The sequence below is a fragment of the Trichocoleus sp. FACHB-262 genome, from assembly GCF_014696035.1.
Lineage (GTDB): Bacteria > Cyanobacteriota > Cyanobacteriia > FACHB-46 > FACHB-46 > Trichocoleus.
Window position 1 is genome coordinate 261,233 of record NZ_JACJPK010000034.1, and the last position, 15,508, is coordinate 276,740.

Here is a 15,508-nt window from a genome sequence, read left to right on the forward strand (position 1 = left end):
AATAGTCGGCTTACTGTTCTATTGTCTTCACCTGTTTTAAGATATCAACTTGCGATCGCTCAATCAGTAATCGGTATTTCATCAAGATTGCTCATTCCTATAAAGCTTCGACACAGAGTTTAAAGACAAGTGATCTGTTTGGCACCAAAAGTGATAACTTGTCCTAACAGCAAGCGCCTAAATACAACTTGATTCAAAATTGCTCAACCGAAACTGTTGTCAGGAAAGGAGGTGAATATTCCATGATTGAAACCGGACGCAGTAAAGCTCAACTCATTAACTTTCTGCAAGACGAACTCGCAGTTTCCGCTGCTTCCATGTCGTTGGCTCTACGACGATGTGAGCAGGAATCTGGTTCGCTGCCCATTATCCTTTGGCAATACGGCCTCATTTCCCTGGAGCAACTAGAACAAGTTTTTGACTGGCTAGCTAGTGCGCCTGTCTGAAGTCTCTTGGAGATGATCAGGTCGCTAGATTAGTACTGACGCGATCGCACTTTACGCCTGCCCAAATTAGATCTGGCCAGACTCAACGTGACCGAACTCAAGAATATATTGGGCAGTGAGCTGAGGCTTTTCTAAATGCGGCACATGACCACATTCGGGAATCCAAATGAGCTGACTGTTGGCGATCGCCTGCTGGAATTGAGTAGCGTCCTTAGTTCCGAGAATCTTGTCAGCCTCTCCCCACAAAATCAGCGTCTGCTGCTGAATGTGCGCTATTTTGTTGCTGAAAGAACCATAACCGCCACTTTGAGTAAAAGCAGCAAGTGCCTCACGCCAACCAGGTACTTCGAGGTGTAAAGCTGCACAGAGTTGAGCGTCTGGAGAAGCAAAGGTGGGGTCGTAGTAGGCGGTGCGGCTAATGCGATCGCGAACTTTGGGACTGCGAAGAATTCCTGCGGCCAGATGGGCTATGGGTGCTACTAAAAACTTGCTCAAGGCTGGCCCACTTCTAAAGCCTGCACTATCAATCAGTACTAGTTTTTGCACGCATTCGGGGTAGGCGAGCGTGAAATCTATAGCGGCGGCTCCTCCCATCGAAGCGCCGACTAGAATCACAGGCTGATTGATCAGAGTTTTCCAGAAGGAATAGAGGTGAGTCTTAATTGCCGTGGGGCTAAAGGGATGTCCTGCCGTGCGATCGGTAAATCCAAATCCTAATAAATCTACAGCCCAGGTTTCAGATTGAGCCGCTAGAAGGGGCAGAAGCCGACGAAACTCAAAAACAGAGCTGTCAAAGCCGTGCAGTAACAAAATTGGAGTGCCACCACTGCCCTGATGAACATAGGCTGTCGCGATCGCCTGTGAGCATAGGGGGGTAGGAATACCTTGGCATTCGATGCTTTGGGCTAGAGCAATCGAAGCGGGTTCAGTCAGGTTTTTAACTGAAGGCGGAAGAAAACTGGTGAGCATAAGCTCCAGTTTACCTCGCAACCTGGTCAATTTTGGTAAATTTCAGACGAATTAAGAGTTTGAGAGTGGTATAGAGCTTAAAAGCTCAAAGGCCGAGTTTGCATGTAGCGATTACAGATTCAAATGTGCACTAAGGGCCGTTTAGTTAGTGGGAGCTGGGCAGGGAATCGGTTCTGGGGCAGCTAACGCCAAGATGTGATAGCAAGAAGGAGTTTCTTCACCTAAAACTTCGTTTAGTCTGCTTCTGATTAGAGCATGTAGGTCACGAATCGAATCACCGAAATCATGCTTGATGTGCAGCAAACCTGTCCGTTGTTGGTAGTCCCGGCCATATAACGCAATGAAGTAGGTGTAGCGTTCTTGGTTGGGAGCGTCCAAAACAAAATCTCTCATTGGTTTCTCCTGCGGATTAGGTAAATCCAGTTGTTGCGGCTGAGATACTTGGATAGCGAGGGCAGCCTGGTTATAGAGTGTTGCGGTTCTTTTTCTTGGCTCTAGAAGCGATTGCTGCGCGGTTCCTTAACTGTCTTGAGATTAAAACGATCTGGCTGGAACCTCTACTGTATTTCTACCCTGGTAAGCAGTAAGTCTCTAGTCTCTTTGTGTAGAATTCGGTAGTTTTACGCCCTCATCTTTAGAGATACCTGAGTAAGGCCTTGATTAAATCCACACCTGCATTAATGTGTTTTCCGGAGGATTTGCAGCGCGATCGCTCTTTATTTAAGCCTCAAACTGCTGTGCTGGCTAATTTTGAGCAATTGTCCACCTTGAAGCGGTTAGCAAGACGGACACCAAAAGAGATCTCCTTCAACTTTATTTCTGCCGTCGGGTACATGGTATCGCATTTAGCAGTTTTGGAGAACTTCAAAATACTGAACTATAGCGACTCTTTACACTAGCTAGCCAATTATGACAGCCAGTGGATCTGTGTACTGCAACTTTATCGCCGCAGCCGTGATTTGGTAGAAATTAGGCGTTGCTTGGGGTACAACTGCGATCGCTACTATATGTCTTCTTTATGATTTATCTAGCGCAACTAGCTGAATTTCTAGATCAATTCTTGCGAGTTCATCAATTTGAGCTTGATCCCGGTGGTATTTATCGACCTTCAACTCGCCCCATTCAGCGCTTAGGCTTAGCTTTAGAGCCTTGGTCCGATTTGGCAGAATGGACAACTGAAACAGAGATAGATGCGTTATTTTTGCATCGGCCTTGGAAGCTTGAAGGAGATCAAGTCCCGGCGCATGTAGGAGTAGTAGCCTACCACTTAGCCTTCGATGAGCAGATGACTCTTGGCTTCAATCCTTTGCTCGCCAACACTTTGGGCCTCTTTGATCTAGAAGTCTTGGGCCAAAAAGCTGGACGACCGATCGGCATGCTAGGTAGTGCTTCATCTCAATGTTTTGAGAGTTTTTGCGATCGCGTACAACAAGTATTTAGCGGTTGCGAAGCAGTAGAAAGAGGTTTATCCCAGACAGTCACAAAAGTCGCGGTTGTGGGAGCTATGACAGAGACTTTAGTGCGAGATGCCAAAACACGTGGCGCAGAGATTTACATTACAGGGCAATTTCGCCAGCCAGCCCGCTCTGCTGTTTTAGAAACGGGGATCAATGTCATTGTGGTAGGGCATCGTCGTAGTGAAGAGTGGGGATTGCAAGCGTTGGCTGGAGTTCTACGCGATCGCTGGCCAGAGTTGCAAGTCATTTTACCCCCATCTTAAGCAGTATTTTTGTACTATCAAGATCACCTTCTTCTGGAAGACGGCTGTTCTTCTTAAACCCTTTATAAAAGAAGTGGCCAAGTCGCTAGGTGAGCTTTAGCCGAGGCACCAAGTAGCGATCTCAACCAAAATTGATCTCCCAGGAAATTTGAATTTATGCCAGTTGAAGAACTCCGTAAAAGCAAGATGATGGTGCATCTCTTAGATGCTTTAGATGCAGGCCAAGATATTGGTCACTATGGCAAGTTGACATTCGCCATGATCGCGCGTCATTTTATGGAAGAAGACGAACTGATCAGTTATTTGCAAAAAGCGCCTGATTGCAGCGAAACCGATGCCAAGGCGTTGTTTCAGCAAGTGCAGGGTAAAGACTACAATCCGCCCAAGCGCGATCGCATTTTGGAATGGCAACAGCAGCAAGACTTCCCCATTTGCCCAGATGCCAATGATCCCGACGCTTGCAATGTGTATAAGGAGCTAGAGTTTCCAGAGCATGTCTATGAGCATATTTCCAGCTACTACGCGCACAAGTCAGAAGCCTGACGAAAGTAGCATTAGCTGGGGAGCTCATGAAAAAACAAATTCTCTAGGTTGCAACGTTTACTATTGAAGCTGGGGCAATTCAATTCTTGCCAAAAGTTTTGTCGGTAAGATTTAATTGCTCCACCTAGTCTTCAATTTTGCTTGGTCCAGCAGCTCCATGAGTATCTTCACACTACAGTCGGTTCAGAAAGACTTTGGCATTAAGGAAATCCTCAAAGATGCCAGCTTCAGCCTTAATGCTGACGATAAAGTTGGTCTGATTGGCACCAATGGCTCTGGCAAATCTACTCTCCTAAAGATGATTGCAGGGCTAGAACCGATTGATGCTGGACAAATTCTGGTCAATTCTAGTATCAAAATTGTTTACTTACCCCAGCAGCCTGACCTGAATGAAGAGTACACCGTTCTAGAGCAAGTTTTTGCTGACAGCGGAGAAGGAATGGCGCTGGTGCGAGAGTATGAGGAGCTTTCGGACAAACTAGCGCATGGCCACGGTGATGCGAATCAGTTGATGGCTCAGTTATCCGTTGTTTCGCAGCGCATGGATACTGTAGGCGCTTGGGAACTAGAGACCCAAGCCAAAATTATTTTGACCAAACTGGGAATTGAAGATTTTGAAGCTAGAATTGGCTCGCTTTCGGGCGGCTACCGGAAGCGAATTGCCCTAGCGGCTGCTTTGATGGCTGGTCCCGATGTGTTGCTGATGGATGAGCCTACCAACCACTTAGATGCGCTCTCTGTGGAATGGTTGCAAAGCTATCTCAATCGCTTTCGGGGTGCGTTGCTCTTGATTACTCACGATCGCTACTTTCTCGATCGCGTGACTAATCGCATCATCGAGATTGATCGAGGGGATCTTTATAGTTACTCCGGTAATTATTCCTACTACCTAGAGAAAAAAGCCCTAGCTGAGGAATCTGCCGTTAGCACTCAGCGGAAGCACCAAGGAGTTTTGCGTCGAGAACTAGAGTGGTTGAAGCGTGGTCCCAAAGCTCGCAGTACAAAGCAAAAAGCTCGGATTCAGCGCATTCAAGACATGCGATCGCAGGAATTCAAGCAAGGCCCAGGCAAAGTGGAAATATCCACCCCAGGCCGTCGCATTGGCAAAAAAGTGATTGACTTAGTTAATATCTCTAAAGCCTACGATGACCGCACCTTAATTAAGGACTTCACCTACAACTTCAACCCTGAAGACCGCGTGGGCATCATTGGCGGCAATGGGGCAGGAAAGTCTACGCTGATGAACATCATCACTGGGCGGGTGCAGCCAGACGTAGGTACCGTCGAAATCGGTTCTACCATTCACATTGGCTATTTTGACCAACACTCAGAAGAGTTGTTGACCGCTCTCAACGAAGATCAGCGGGTAATCGACTACATCAAGGAAGTGGGAGAGTTCGTTAAAGTCGCTGATGGCAGCCAAATTAGCGCCTCCCAGATGCTGGAGCGCTTTCTGTTTCCTGGCAATCAACAATATGCTCCGATTCACAAACTTTCTGGGGGAGAAAAACGTCGGTTATTTCTCCTGCGGATATTGATGAGTGCGCCCAATGTGCTGATCTTGGATGAACCAACCAATGACTTGGATGTACAAACATTGGCAGTTTTGGAAGAATATTTAGAGGACTTTAATGGTTGTGTGATTGCTGTTTCTCACGATCGCTATTTTCTCGATCGCGCCATAGACACAATTTTTGCCTTAGAACCGGGCGGAAATCTACGTCAATACCCCGGTAACTACTCAGTTTATCTAGACTTCAAGAAAAAGGAAGAAGAAGAGGAAGCCAAGCAAGTTGCGGCTGCAAAGCCAGACCAGCCAGCAGCGTCAACTACCTCAGAGCCAACTGCTAAATCGACAAATAGCGATAAATCACGAAAAATCTCTTATAAAGAAAAGCGTGAATTTGAGCTGCTAGAAACTAAAATTCCTGAGATGGAAGCGGAGAAAGAATTGATTGAAAAAACGCTCTACAATAACCCACCTTCTGGTTTTAGTGAGGTGCAACAACTCTCGGAACGCTTAGCAGAACTGACCCAGGCGATCGATCAGGCGACTGAGCGCTGGATGGAGTTAGCGGAGTTAGTTGCTTAAGCCAATAAGGTGCGATCGCCGATTGAAAGCGCAGATAAAACGCATAGATGAAAAGTGCGGATGAAAGGTGATCGCTGAGCTATTGAAAAATTGCTTCAGGCTCAGGTTCAAATATGTATTCGTAATCGAAACAGAAAGATTTCAGGTGGCGAATAATCGAGAAGCCAAAGTTAGTCACCACGTCGGTTGTGAAAGTAGCCATTACCAACTCAATGAGCTTCCTGTCAGAAACCTTGGGCTTTTGAATAAAGTGATCGCGCTTGGCAAAGAAAACATCTATATCTCTAGGGACAATAATGCCGTTAATTTCGTGCGCTCTTTGAATCGGCTTGATATAGGTTTTGATGAATGCTTCTTGGTTGCGTTGCAGTCGATATAGCTTCTCGTGCTCCCACCAACTCATACGAAACATCATTTTAAGGAGCTCAAAGCCCAAGATATAGTTGAAGACGTTATTTCTTTCTTCTATATTGGTGACCAACTTAAGAGCAGATTCTAGATAGAGATCTGGTTGGCGATGAGCATCTTGAGCAGAATGAATATAGAATTGCCTAATATAATTTCTTAAAACTAATTCGCTCAGTTCTGTATGAATATGAAACCCGTTTAGATACCCTTTTACTCTTTCTTTGTTGTCTCGATCCTGCAAAACCCTAGAAACTAAGCCATCAGCGGTGTAATCATCCAAAAACTCAGCTTGCTTTTCCGGAGGCGTAGCACAGATCAAATGGCATAAAGATAGGACATAACGGCGTTGTTCCCAGGGTAAGCTCTCCGCCCATTTTTGTGCTTCTAAGGGCAGCTTAGCCAGAATACCCTCTGCTATGGGGGAACTCGCAATGGAGTCTTTTCTAGACTTTCGCTGAGTCATAAGCTGAGGCATTTGTATGATTTGAGCTCTGAAATAAGGTATATGGTTTGGCTAGTAGATAAAGTTGCGAGATTTCTCGGGTCCTTCAAAAAAGTACGTTACGGTAGGTAACCAATCTTGATGAATCTAATTAATTTTCTTAATGGAATTAAGTAATCAAAACTTTAATAGTGATCTATTCATCTAACAGATGGTTGGTTAGGGTGTACCTGAGAAATACCTGGAATATCAACTTGTCTTTGCGAGCATTTTAGTTTTTATCAGTGAAAGTTCGGTTGACGATCGCCTGGCCGAGACTAGCTATGAGTTAGCGGCTATATCAATAGCTTCGGAGCAACTTCTTAGCAAGTTCACCTTTAGTAATCACTCGGAGAAGTACTGCCTCTAAAGCCAAAGTCAGGCAAAAGGAGCTGTCCATTTATGCCAATTGGTGACGAAGCCTCGTACAATTGATTGCACGTATTCTGTGACTCAGGAGCTTAGCCATGCCAGCGGCAGTTGGCGTTATTCAAACACTAGGGTTTCCAGGGGTGCTGGCAGCAGCAGATGCCATGGTCAAGGCGGCATCAGTCACTCTGGTGTATTACGGTCTGGCCGAAAGAGGTGAGTTTCTGGTGGCTGTCCGGGGGCCAGTTTCAGAAGTCAAGCGGTCTGTAGAGGCTGGCATTGTATCCGTAGAACAGGTATTTGGGGCTGAGGTTGTTAGCCACTACATTATTCCCAATCCTCCGGAGAATGTAGAACAGGTGCTCCCCATCCACTACACCGAGCAAGATGAACCGTTCCGCATGTTTTAATCAGGACAGGGATCAGGCTCAACTATTTCCATAGCGGTTTTTAGCTCTCTTACTTAACTTTTTAATTCAGGAGATTGGCAATGCCTCCACAGGCGGGTAGTTCAGCACAAGCTGTTGGCTCAATTGAGACGAAAGGTTTTCCGGCGGTGTTGGCTGCCGCCGATGCGATGGTCAAAGCAGGCCGCGTGACATTAGTGGGCTACATCCGAGCGGGTAGTGCTCGTTTCACTGTTAACATTCGTGGGGATGTATCAGAAGTTAAAACTGCTATGGCAGCTGGTATTGAAGCCGTAGAAACTGTTTATGGCGGTGCCTTAGAGACTTGGGTGATTATTCCTCGCCCTCATGAAAACGTGGAAGCAGTGCTACCCATCGGGTACACCAACGAAGTGCAACAGTACCGCGATGCCGTTAATCGCCCCATCGCGCCCCGGGGCTAAGCTGTTACCAGCTCTGCCAATTCGTTATCTTAGTTTTTGTCAGCGACTGCCATCTGAGCTATTTTGCTGTTGGGTTCCAGGGTCTGAGAAACTTGCAGCGACCTCTACGGCTTGTCGCTGTTTTTTTCTTTGCGATCGCAACACCGCATGCCTCAGCAACCCAGACAATCCCACTCACAGCACCCGCTACAGCGCCTGATTCAGTATGGGCATCGGTATCACTCACAAATCCGCTGGGCGATCGCCTGCTCCATCCTGAACAAAATCTTTGATTTAGCTCCGCCTGCTCTGATCGGGGCGGCGGTTGATGTGGTGGTACAAAAACAAAATTCTTGGCTGGCCCAGTTTGGCGTCCGAGATGTCTTTGGGCAGTTAGTAATTTTATCGGTTCTCAGCGCTGTGATTTGGGGTTTGGAATCAGCGTTTGAGTATGCCTATGCTCGGCTGTGGCGCAACTTGGCGCAAAACATTCAACATGACCTGCGCTTAGATGCCTACGGCCACCTCCAGAACCTAGAGCTAGCCTTTTTTGAGGAACGTAGCACTGGCGGCTTAATGTCGATTCTCAGCGATGACGTTAACCAACTAGAGCGGTTCTTGGATTTTGGCGCTAACGAAGTGCTCCAAGTTGCTACCACAGTTGTGATTATTGGAGGAGCCTTTTTTATCCTGGCTCCTAGTGTGGCTTGGCTCGCCATGTTGCCCATGCCGTTTATTCTGTGGGGATCGATCGCCTTTCAGAAACGTTTGGCCCCCCGCTATGCCGAGGTGCGTGAGAAAGTTGGCTTGCTCAACGGTCAGCTTTCTAACAACCTCAGCGGTATTACGACGATTAAAAGCTTTACGACCGAGCAGTATGAGCGATCGCGCATTGCAACGGAAAGTGAAGGCTATCGTTGCAGCAACTACCGGGCCATTCGGCTCAGTGCCGCCTTTGTGCCGCTGATTCGCATCATCATCTTGTTTGGCTTTATTGCCATTCTTCTGTTGGGTGGCATGGAGGCGGTGGCTGGCAGACTCTCAGTGGGGAGTTACAGCGTCATGGTATTTTTGACGCAACGCTTACTCTGGCCGCTGACTCGCTTGGGTGAAACCCTGGACCAATACCAGCGGGCAATGGCTTCGACCAACCGCGTGATGAATCTTCTCGATACCCCAATTGAAATTCATTCGGGCCATTTATCTCTGCCTGTGAAATCGGTGCGCGGCGAAGTGGATTTGCAACACGTCACGTTTGCTTATCGCGATCGCCAACCTGTAATTGAGGATTTGTCCCTACACATCCCCGCCGGAAAAACCATCGCCATTGTCGGTTCTACAGGGTCTGGGAAAAGTACCCTAGTTAAATTGCTGCTGCGCCTGTACGAAATTCAATCGGGGACAATCACGCTGGATGGAATTCCTCTACAGGATTTGCAACTACAGGACTTGCGAGGCGCGATCGGCTTAGTGAGCCAAGACGTATTTCTCTTTCACGGTACGGTTAGAGAAAACATTGCCTATGGCAGCCCCGAAGCCAATTGGGACGAAATTATTGCAGCAGCCAGAGTCGCCGAAGCTCACGACTTCATCATGCAATTACCTCAGGGTTACGACACGATTGTGGGTGAACGCGGCCAAAAGTTATCTGGAGGCCAGCGGCAACGTCTCGCGATCGCTCGTGCTGTGCTCAAAGACCCACCCATTTTGATTCTGGACGAAGCCACCTCTGCGGTGGACAACGAAACCGAAGCCGCGATCCAGAAATCCCTAGAAACAATTACTCAAAACCGCACTACTATCGCGATCGCCCATCGTCTCTCAACAGTGCGGAATGCTGACTGCATTTACGTCATGGAGCAAGGTCGCTTAGTTGAAAAAGGGCGACACGAACAATTGCTAGACCGCTCAGGCATTTACGCTAGCTTGTGGCGCGTCCAGACGGGCTTAAGAGCGTAAGATTGAGATTGTCAATCTTAAGTTAATACAAGCCTTAAGTTAATCCAGTAGTTCATCCATTAGAAATTGACGCATGGAACTCGAAGTTGGAATGGCTCAGCCTGAGTTGATGGATGTGGAAGCAGTACAGAAAGCGTTGAATCGATCACGAGCCTCTGTGTATCGATATGCCAATACTGATCCACAGGAATTGAACTCTCCTTACGATCCCAAGCGTCTCAATCCAGAATTGCGCTTAAATCCTAACGATCCACTCTTGTTTCACCCCAACGAAGTGGCTCGGTTTGCCAAAGATGTTTTAGGAATTCGGCAGGTTACCATTGAGGTGCAAGAGTCAGCCCAAAACGCTAGTCTTGAAGTCTTGCGGGCAATCTTAGCAGAACTCAAGAGTATCCATCAGTTGTTGAAATCTCAAAGCTCTAACGTAAATTCTTGAGACTGTAGGCTGCAAGACAGTCCACTCTGTGGGAATAGCTAAAATTATATCTAGAGGGGCTGACGACCCAGCCCTCACCCAAGTTAACCTATCAGAGTTAGTTAAAAACTAAGCCCTTTATGGAATCAGGTGGCCAATCCGCCAACCCTCCTGGCCGATCTAGTCATAGATTGGCAGATGTTGTTGGCACTGCAATTGCCTTGTTGACCTTGACTTTACCAATTTACGTGATTGCTCATTATTCGCCTAACAGAACAGAACCCTTGCAGCCGCAGCAGACCTACTCATTACCGGGGCCAAGGGATTAGGAGAACTAATGTAAGTAATAGAAGCCCAAATTGGGACAGTTTTAAGCCGCAGACATCATGGTGAGCTTGAACCAGATCGAGCCGAGAGTCATGCCCTTAATTTCCGATTCAGCAACGGTTCTCTGTCCTAGCTGTAGCCATTATGGCTGTGAGTGCCGGATTGTCAGTTCGGCGTTAACCGTATTCCCCTAAAATGCTAGTAACTAGTACGGACTGGCTAGACACTACATTGTGGTGGCTGAGCCAAGTCTAGGGTACTTAGTTAAGTCGCAGTAAAGTGAAGAGTTTTCTAGCAAAACTTTTCGCTCTGCCTGCATTTGTTTGGTTTGGCTAATTCAGTCAATGCCAAGATGTCTGCTGACATCTGCTTTCAATTGACCGTCATCTTGTTAACTTGGAGAAATACTGTGGACTTATCGCGCATTCCTGCACAACCTAAAGCAGGTTTGATCAACGTCCTAATTGAAATTCCTGCGGGCAGCAAAAACAAGTACGAGTTCGATAAAGACCTGCAAGCCATGGCGCTCGATCGCGTCCTCTACGCCTCTGTCCAGTATCCATACGACTACGGCTTTGTGCCCAATACCTTGGCAGATGATGGCGACCCTCTCGATGGCATGGTGATCATGGATCAGCCCACTTTTCCAGGGTGCGTCATTACTGCTCGTCCGATCGGGATGTTAGAAATGATTGATGGGGGCGATCGCGACGAAAAAATTCTTTGCGTTCCTGACAAAGACCCACGTTACGCTCATGTGAAATCTCTCAAAGACATTGCTCAACACCGCCTAGACGAGATTGCGGAGTTCTTCAGAACCTACAAGAATCTGGAGAAAAAAGTCACCGAAATCTTGGGCTGGAAAGACGTAGACCAAGTGATGCCTCTAGTTGAGGAGTGCATCAAAGCTGGAAGTGAAAAAGGCTAAGATTCTGGCTCTAGCACTTACTGAGGCTCTAGTACTTATTAAGAGTCATGGAGCTAAGGCTGAGATATTAACTTGAGCTAATCTCTTCCTCGCCCCTCTCCTACAGGAGAGGGGTGCCGTAGGTAAATAAGGTTTGAACTGTGAACACAATTACGAGGGATATTAGCTCAGCCAGTAAAGCCAGTGAAGTGCCAACTCTTAATATTTGCCTACTAGTATTTACTTAGTTAATCCCAAAGTCTTCCCGACCTTAATAACTTGTGCCAGTATAGACGAAACGAGAGTGTTCATAATTAATTAAGGTGTTTGGGTGACCTGAGGCTTTAAACTCTTTCCTTTAGAAGACTTTCCTCTACTATGCATCGGACGCTCCTCTTAGCCAAAATTCACAGTTGCACACTCACTGCTGCCAACCTCAATTATGTGGGTAGCATCAGTATTGATGAGGTTTTATTGGATGCAGCGGGAATTTTCCCTTATGAGCAAGTGCAAGTGGTCAACGTGGCTAACGGCGAGCGACTCATTACCTATGCAATTCCAGCCCCAGCTAATTCTGGAGCAGTTGAACTAAATGGTGCCGCTGCTCGTCTGGGTATGAAAGGCGATCGCGTCATTATTATGACTTACGCACAGTTTGATGCTGCCGAAGCCCAAACTCACTGTCCTACGGTGATTTTGGTGGACGAGCACAATCGGCTAGCGGAAGTGCTCCGATACAATCACATGCTACCAAGGCCTGGTTTGATCGAAGATGTCAGAGTCTAATTCAGTCCCTCAGAACTCATCGTCTGCCTACGAGTCAGACGCCCAGACTCCAAGCGTTGGCTCTCAGGAGTTTCTAGTGCAATTCTGGGGTGTCCGTGGCAGCATCCCAGCTCCTGGAGCTGAAACGGTTCGCTATGGCGGCAACACGTCCTGTGTTGAAATGCGGGTGGGCGGTAAGCGGCTAATCTTTGATGGTGGCACTGGCCTAAGGGTTTTAGGTCGGGAACTGCTCAAGGAGATGCCAGTAGAAGCTTACATGCTGTTTACTCACTCTCACTGGGATCATATTCAAGGGTTTCCTTTCTTTACCCCCGCTTTCGTTCCCGGTAATTGCTTTCACATCTACGGGGCGATCGCGCCGAACGGGGCGACGATGAAGCAGCGTCTGAGCGATCAAATGCTGCACCCTAACTTTCCGGTGCCAATTCAGGTAATGCAGTCAGACCTCAAGTTTTATGACTTAACCCCTGGAGATGCATTCACGCTAGATGACATCACGATCGAAACAGGTTCGTTGAATCATCCGAATACCGCAATGGGTTATCGAGTGACTTGGCAAGGTCGAACAGTGGTTTATGCCACTGATACGGAGCATTTCCCCGATCACCTAGATGAAAGTCTGCTCCACTTGGCTCGTGATGCTGATTTATTAATTTACGATGCTTGCTACACCGACCAAGAGTATCACGACGCTAAGACTCCCAAGGTAGGCTGGGGGCATTCTACTTGGCAGGCTGGAGTCGCGGTGGCCCAAGCAGCGGATGTAAAGCGTGTTGCGATGTTTCACCATGACCCCACTCATGACGATAACTTTTTAGACCAAGTGGGTGAGCAACTAAAAGCAGTATTTCCCAGCGGATTATTAGCCCGCGAAGGCATGATCCTGGAGATCTGATGCTAGCCCTGCTATTGCCTGTTGCACTTTTTGTAGTTGAGCTGCTGCTTGTCCTTGGGTGAGTAGTGCTTCGGCTTGGGTTAAGCCTGTGGCTAAGTCTGCACAAGCGCCACAGCGCCAGAGATAAAATCCCCCATTCCAAATTGCCGATCGCGCCAGTTCAGAGCGATCGCCTTGCAAAACTGCCTGCATCTCAGCTATGAGCTGAGTCGTTTCCCCTAGAGGCACATCTATGCCAGCAAAATCGTAATCGCGGGGAGCCAGCAGCAAGCGCTCTAAGGAGAAATCAACGCCGCCCTGTCCCAAACCGATGATCGCTGTGCGATCGCGCGGTAAGTCACAACTGCCTTCTAATCCTTTGACTGTCGTGAAATAAGCAGGAAACCCTCGCAACTGAAAGGCATCTTGGAGCATGACTTCAGTGGGCGGATGGACAAAACCAGACACAATATTGGCGCTTCCAGCATAAGGCCCCCAAAGTAGCTCTAGCGTAGCGAAGGGCGGGCGTTTGCCAATCTGGTCGCGGTAAGGCACCAGACCATGAGCCTGAGGAAAATGTTGGGGCAGGTAAACAAAACCGAGTTGAGTAGTAGCTAACACTTGCTGCACTTGCTCTAGGGTCAACCGAGTCCAATCAATTCCTAACCCTTGCCAAACCTCAACCAGTGGCAATCCTTGCTTGGTGGGCATGCGATCGCCCCCATGCATAATCACAGGGTAGCCTGCTGCCGCCACGATCAACGCGGTGAGGGGGCTAATGGGAGCAGTGCGCGATCGCCCGTCGTAAGGGGAGCTAAGCACGAGTACAGTCTGCTCTGAGCCTAAAGGCTGCAACTGGGGGCCTAGTTCCGCATAGGCATCGAGCATGCCTGCCAATTCTTCTCCGGTCGGTCGCTTGATGCGGTGAGCGATCATAAAGGCTCCAATTTGGGCTGGAGTCGCCTCTTGGAGCAACATCATGCGGGTGGCTGCGGCTGCTTCTAAGCGATCCAAATTCTTCCCCGTATGGGGGCCACTGCCAACTTTCCGCAGTAGTTCTCTAAATGCATCGCTCATGGTCGCAGCTCAAGTAAAACGGTCTTTAGATGTTTTCTCAGGTGTTTGGCTCGAAATTGGGCAGAAACACCGCTAAAGGATCATACAGCCTGCAGTGAGCCTGTGGCATCTAGAGCCAAAGTGCTCTCAGAAAGTCCAGAAATTTGATCTCGAATCAATTGATAAACTAACTCGCGAAATCGCTGAATCGGAGGAATTTGCAGGCGATCGCGGGTCGTGACTAACACCACTTGACGCAACAACAAAGGTTCATCGGTGGGTCGTATCGCCAAGGTGGGGTCAATATGAGCATCAAAAATTGCTGCTTTGGGTAGTAAGGCAATTAGCTTACCTTGGCGAACAATGCCTCGAAATGCATCTAGTGTGTTTAATTCTAAGGCGGCGTTTAAGGTTGCCCCTTGACGTTGAAACTGCTCTTGGACGAGACGCTGCATACCATAGCCATCCTTAAACACCACTTGAGGATACCGCACCAATTCTGCCCAAGGCACTCGGTCGTATTGGGTCAAGGGGTGGTTTGCTCCCATCAAAATTTCGATGGATTCGTTATAGAGCGGGTCAACGACTACTTCTGGCCCCGTCGTCAGCAAACGATTGTTCATCACAATGGCTAAGTCAACTAAGCCGTCTTTCAAAACTTTAAGGGCGCGATCGCTACCCAAGGCAGTCACACGCAACTGAATGTCTGGGTAATCTTGACAAAAATGCTGTAAAACGGGTGGTAGGTAATGGGCACAGACCGAATGGATGGCGGCGATACACAACTCTGGCTGCTTTCCTGCCATCAAATCAGCTAATTCGGTCGCAGCTAATTCCCACTCCTGGCAAATTTTGCGAGCCCGTGGCAACAGCCGCTCCCCTCCTAAAGTCAGACGAGCTTGAGCTGTGCGGTGAAACAGTAACAAGCCCAAATCTCCCTCCAGCGCCTGAATTTGGCGGCTGATGGTAGATTGAGTGACTCCACATCGACGGGCCGCCTGCTGAAAACTGGTGGTCTCAGCAACGGCCAAAAAAGCTTGCAACTGTTCCAGGCGCATAATCATGTAGCCTAAGTTACATGTAGAGATTTAGCTGATCTGCCTAATCAGTTTGGTAGAGCTTGATACAGACTGAGGGCGATCGCTCAACTAAAAGCCAGATCTCTCTAAATCAAATTTTGAATCAACCAAAATCCTACGCTTCAACTTGGTCTGGTGATGCTACGAAATATGTTGTGTAAAAAAATACAATGGCAAGACTTGTGGTTTAATCTTGCCATTGGTTTTGTGATTTGTAGTTTCGTTTAATCTGGGGATAATGGCTCTCA

The 15,508-nt window shown here is 47.9% G+C and carries 17 protein-coding genes; 12 read left to right on the forward strand and 5 right to left on the reverse strand.

Annotated features, from left to right (window positions below; genetic code table 11):
• Positions 1-242 precede the first annotated feature (242 nt).
• Positions 243-446 carry a DUF2949 domain-containing protein gene (locus tag H6F68_RS07570; protein ID WP_190437468.1) on the forward strand — a complete coding sequence of 68 codons (204 nt, stop codon included), beginning with the start codon at positions 243-245 and terminating at the stop codon, positions 444-446.
• A gap of 66 nt (positions 447-512) precedes the next feature.
• On the opposite strand, the gene H6F68_RS07575 is transcribed toward H6F68_RS07570, so the two are convergent.
• Together H6F68_RS07575 and H6F68_RS07580 are read right to left on the reverse strand one after the other, a co-directional pair.
• Positions 513-1,415 carry an alpha/beta fold hydrolase gene (locus tag H6F68_RS07575; protein WP_190557818.1) on the reverse strand — a complete coding sequence of 301 codons (903 nt, stop codon included), beginning with the start codon at positions 1,413-1,415 and terminating at the stop codon, positions 513-515.
• A 141-nt stretch (positions 1,416-1,556) separates the two neighbouring features.
• Positions 1,557-1,808 (reverse strand): hypothetical protein, encoded by a 252-nt coding sequence (locus H6F68_RS07580; protein WP_190557820.1) that lies wholly within the window; start codon positions 1,806-1,808, stop codon positions 1,557-1,559.
• A gap of 263 nt (positions 1,809-2,071) precedes the next feature.
• On the opposite strand from H6F68_RS07580, the gene H6F68_RS07585 reads away from it, so the two are divergent.
• The 4 genes from H6F68_RS07585 (at position 2,072) to H6F68_RS07600 (ending at position 5,770) form a co-directional block, all read left to right on the forward strand.
• Positions 2,072-2,314, forward strand: a complete 243-nt coding sequence (locus tag H6F68_RS07585) for a hypothetical protein (protein ID WP_190557822.1) — start codon at positions 2,072-2,074, stop codon at positions 2,312-2,314.
• Positions 2,315-2,391: 77 nt separating this feature from the next.
• The gene (locus H6F68_RS07590; protein WP_242065396.1) at positions 2,392-3,135 is read left to right on the forward strand and encodes a Nif3-like dinuclear metal center hexameric protein; all 744 of its coding nucleotides are present in this window, start codon (positions 2,392-2,394) and stop codon (positions 3,133-3,135) included.
• A gap of 156 nt (positions 3,136-3,291) precedes the next feature.
• Positions 3,292-3,678: a hypothetical protein gene (locus tag H6F68_RS07595; RefSeq protein WP_190557824.1), complete on the forward strand. Its 387-nt coding sequence runs from the start codon at positions 3,292-3,294 to the stop codon at positions 3,676-3,678.
• 157 nt (positions 3,679-3,835) lie between these two features.
• Positions 3,836-5,770: an ABC-F family ATP-binding cassette domain-containing protein gene (locus H6F68_RS07600; protein ID WP_190557826.1), complete on the forward strand. Its 1,935-nt coding sequence runs from the start codon at positions 3,836-3,838 to the stop codon at positions 5,768-5,770.
• A gap of 79 nt (positions 5,771-5,849) precedes the next feature.
• Here H6F68_RS07600 and H6F68_RS07605 read toward each other — a convergent pair whose 3' ends face one another.
• On the reverse strand, positions 5,850-6,641 hold the full coding sequence (locus H6F68_RS07605; protein WP_190557828.1) for a cobyrinic acid a,c-diamide synthase: 792 nt from the start codon (positions 6,639-6,641) through the stop codon (positions 5,850-5,852).
• A 485-nt stretch (positions 6,642-7,126) separates the two neighbouring features.
• Between H6F68_RS07605 and H6F68_RS07610 the strand changes: the two genes are divergently transcribed.
• The 7 genes from H6F68_RS07610 to H6F68_RS07640 all read left to right on the forward strand — a co-directional run bounded on the left by H6F68_RS07610 (position 7,127) and on the right by H6F68_RS07640 (position 13,146).
• Entirely contained in the window at positions 7,127-7,438 is a 312-nt protein-coding gene (locus tag H6F68_RS07610; protein WP_190437449.1) for a BMC domain-containing protein, read from the forward strand.
• An 80-nt stretch (positions 7,439-7,518) separates the two neighbouring features.
• Positions 7,519-7,878, forward strand: a complete 360-nt coding sequence (locus H6F68_RS07615; protein ID WP_190437446.1) for a carbon dioxide-concentrating mechanism protein CcmK — start codon at positions 7,519-7,521, stop codon at positions 7,876-7,878.
• Between the two features lie 147 nt (positions 7,879-8,025).
• Complete coding sequence (locus H6F68_RS07620; protein ID WP_190557952.1) at positions 8,026-9,816, forward strand: ABC transporter ATP-binding protein; 1,791 nt, start codon at positions 8,026-8,028, stop codon at positions 9,814-9,816.
• A gap of 73 nt (positions 9,817-9,889) precedes the next feature.
• On the forward strand, positions 9,890-10,252 hold the full coding sequence (locus H6F68_RS07625; protein ID WP_190437445.1) for a resolvase: 363 nt from the start codon (positions 9,890-9,892) through the stop codon (positions 10,250-10,252).
• Between the two features lie 715 nt (positions 10,253-10,967).
• Positions 10,968-11,486 (forward strand): inorganic diphosphatase, encoded by a 519-nt coding sequence (locus tag H6F68_RS07630; protein WP_190437442.1) that lies wholly within the window; start codon positions 10,968-10,970, stop codon positions 11,484-11,486.
• Positions 11,487-11,843: 357 nt separating this feature from the next.
• On the forward strand, positions 11,844-12,251 hold the full coding sequence (panD, locus tag H6F68_RS07635) for an aspartate 1-decarboxylase (protein WP_190557830.1): 408 nt from the start codon (positions 11,844-11,846) through the stop codon (positions 12,249-12,251).
• Positions 12,238-13,146 carry an MBL fold metallo-hydrolase gene (locus tag H6F68_RS07640; RefSeq protein ID WP_190557832.1) on the forward strand — a complete coding sequence of 303 codons (909 nt, stop codon included), beginning with the start codon at positions 12,238-12,240 and terminating at the stop codon, positions 13,144-13,146. Before panD ends, H6F68_RS07640 begins: the two co-directional genes overlap by 14 nt.
• Here the strand turns inward: H6F68_RS07640 and H6F68_RS07645 are convergent.
• Entirely contained in the window at positions 13,114-14,202 is a 1,089-nt protein-coding gene (locus H6F68_RS07645) for an anthranilate phosphoribosyltransferase family protein (protein ID WP_190557834.1), read from the reverse strand. The genes H6F68_RS07640 and H6F68_RS07645 overlap by 33 nt on opposite strands.
• A gap of 80 nt (positions 14,203-14,282) precedes the next feature.
• Entirely contained in the window at positions 14,283-15,239 is a 957-nt protein-coding gene (locus H6F68_RS07650) for a LysR family transcriptional regulator (protein WP_190437779.1), read from the reverse strand.
• Between the last annotated feature and the right edge of the window lie 269 nt (positions 15,240-15,508).

Bases quoted from the DNA above. Each gene is read 5' to 3' on its own strand.
- H6F68_RS07575 (WP_190557818.1), bottom strand. From the start codon at position 1,415: ATGCTCACCAGTTTTCTTCCGCCTTCAGTTAAAAACCTGACTGAACCC.
- H6F68_RS07625 (WP_190437445.1), top strand. From the start codon at position 9,890: ATGGAACTCGAAGTTGGAATGGCTCAGCCTGAGTTGATGGATGTGGAA.
- H6F68_RS07605 (WP_190557828.1), bottom strand. From the start codon at position 6,641: ATGACTCAGCGAAAGTCTAGAAAAGACTCCATTGCGAGTTCCCCCATA.
- H6F68_RS07620 (WP_190557952.1), top strand. From the start codon at position 8,026: ATGCCTCAGCAACCCAGACAATCCCACTCACAGCACCCGCTACAGCGC.
- H6F68_RS07650 (WP_190437779.1), bottom strand. From the start codon at position 15,239: ATGCGCCTGGAACAGTTGCAAGCTTTTTTGGCCGTTGCTGAGACCACC.
- H6F68_RS07610 (WP_190437449.1), top strand. From the start codon at position 7,127: ATGCCAGCGGCAGTTGGCGTTATTCAAACACTAGGGTTTCCAGGGGTG.
- H6F68_RS07600 (WP_190557826.1), top strand. From the start codon at position 3,836: ATGAGTATCTTCACACTACAGTCGGTTCAGAAAGACTTTGGCATTAAG.
- H6F68_RS07595 (WP_190557824.1), top strand. From the start codon at position 3,292: ATGCCAGTTGAAGAACTCCGTAAAAGCAAGATGATGGTGCATCTCTTA.
- panD (WP_190557830.1), top strand. From the start codon at position 11,844: ATGCATCGGACGCTCCTCTTAGCCAAAATTCACAGTTGCACACTCACT.
- H6F68_RS07570 (WP_190437468.1), top strand. From the start codon at position 243: ATGATTGAAACCGGACGCAGTAAAGCTCAACTCATTAACTTTCTGCAA.
- H6F68_RS07580 (WP_190557820.1), bottom strand. From the start codon at position 1,808: ATGAGAGATTTTGTTTTGGACGCTCCCAACCAAGAACGCTACACCTAC.
- H6F68_RS07615 (WP_190437446.1), top strand. From the start codon at position 7,519: ATGCCTCCACAGGCGGGTAGTTCAGCACAAGCTGTTGGCTCAATTGAG.
- H6F68_RS07645 (WP_190557834.1), bottom strand. From the start codon at position 14,202: ATGAGCGATGCATTTAGAGAACTACTGCGGAAAGTTGGCAGTGGCCCC.
- H6F68_RS07640 (WP_190557832.1), top strand. From the start codon at position 12,238: ATGTCAGAGTCTAATTCAGTCCCTCAGAACTCATCGTCTGCCTACGAG.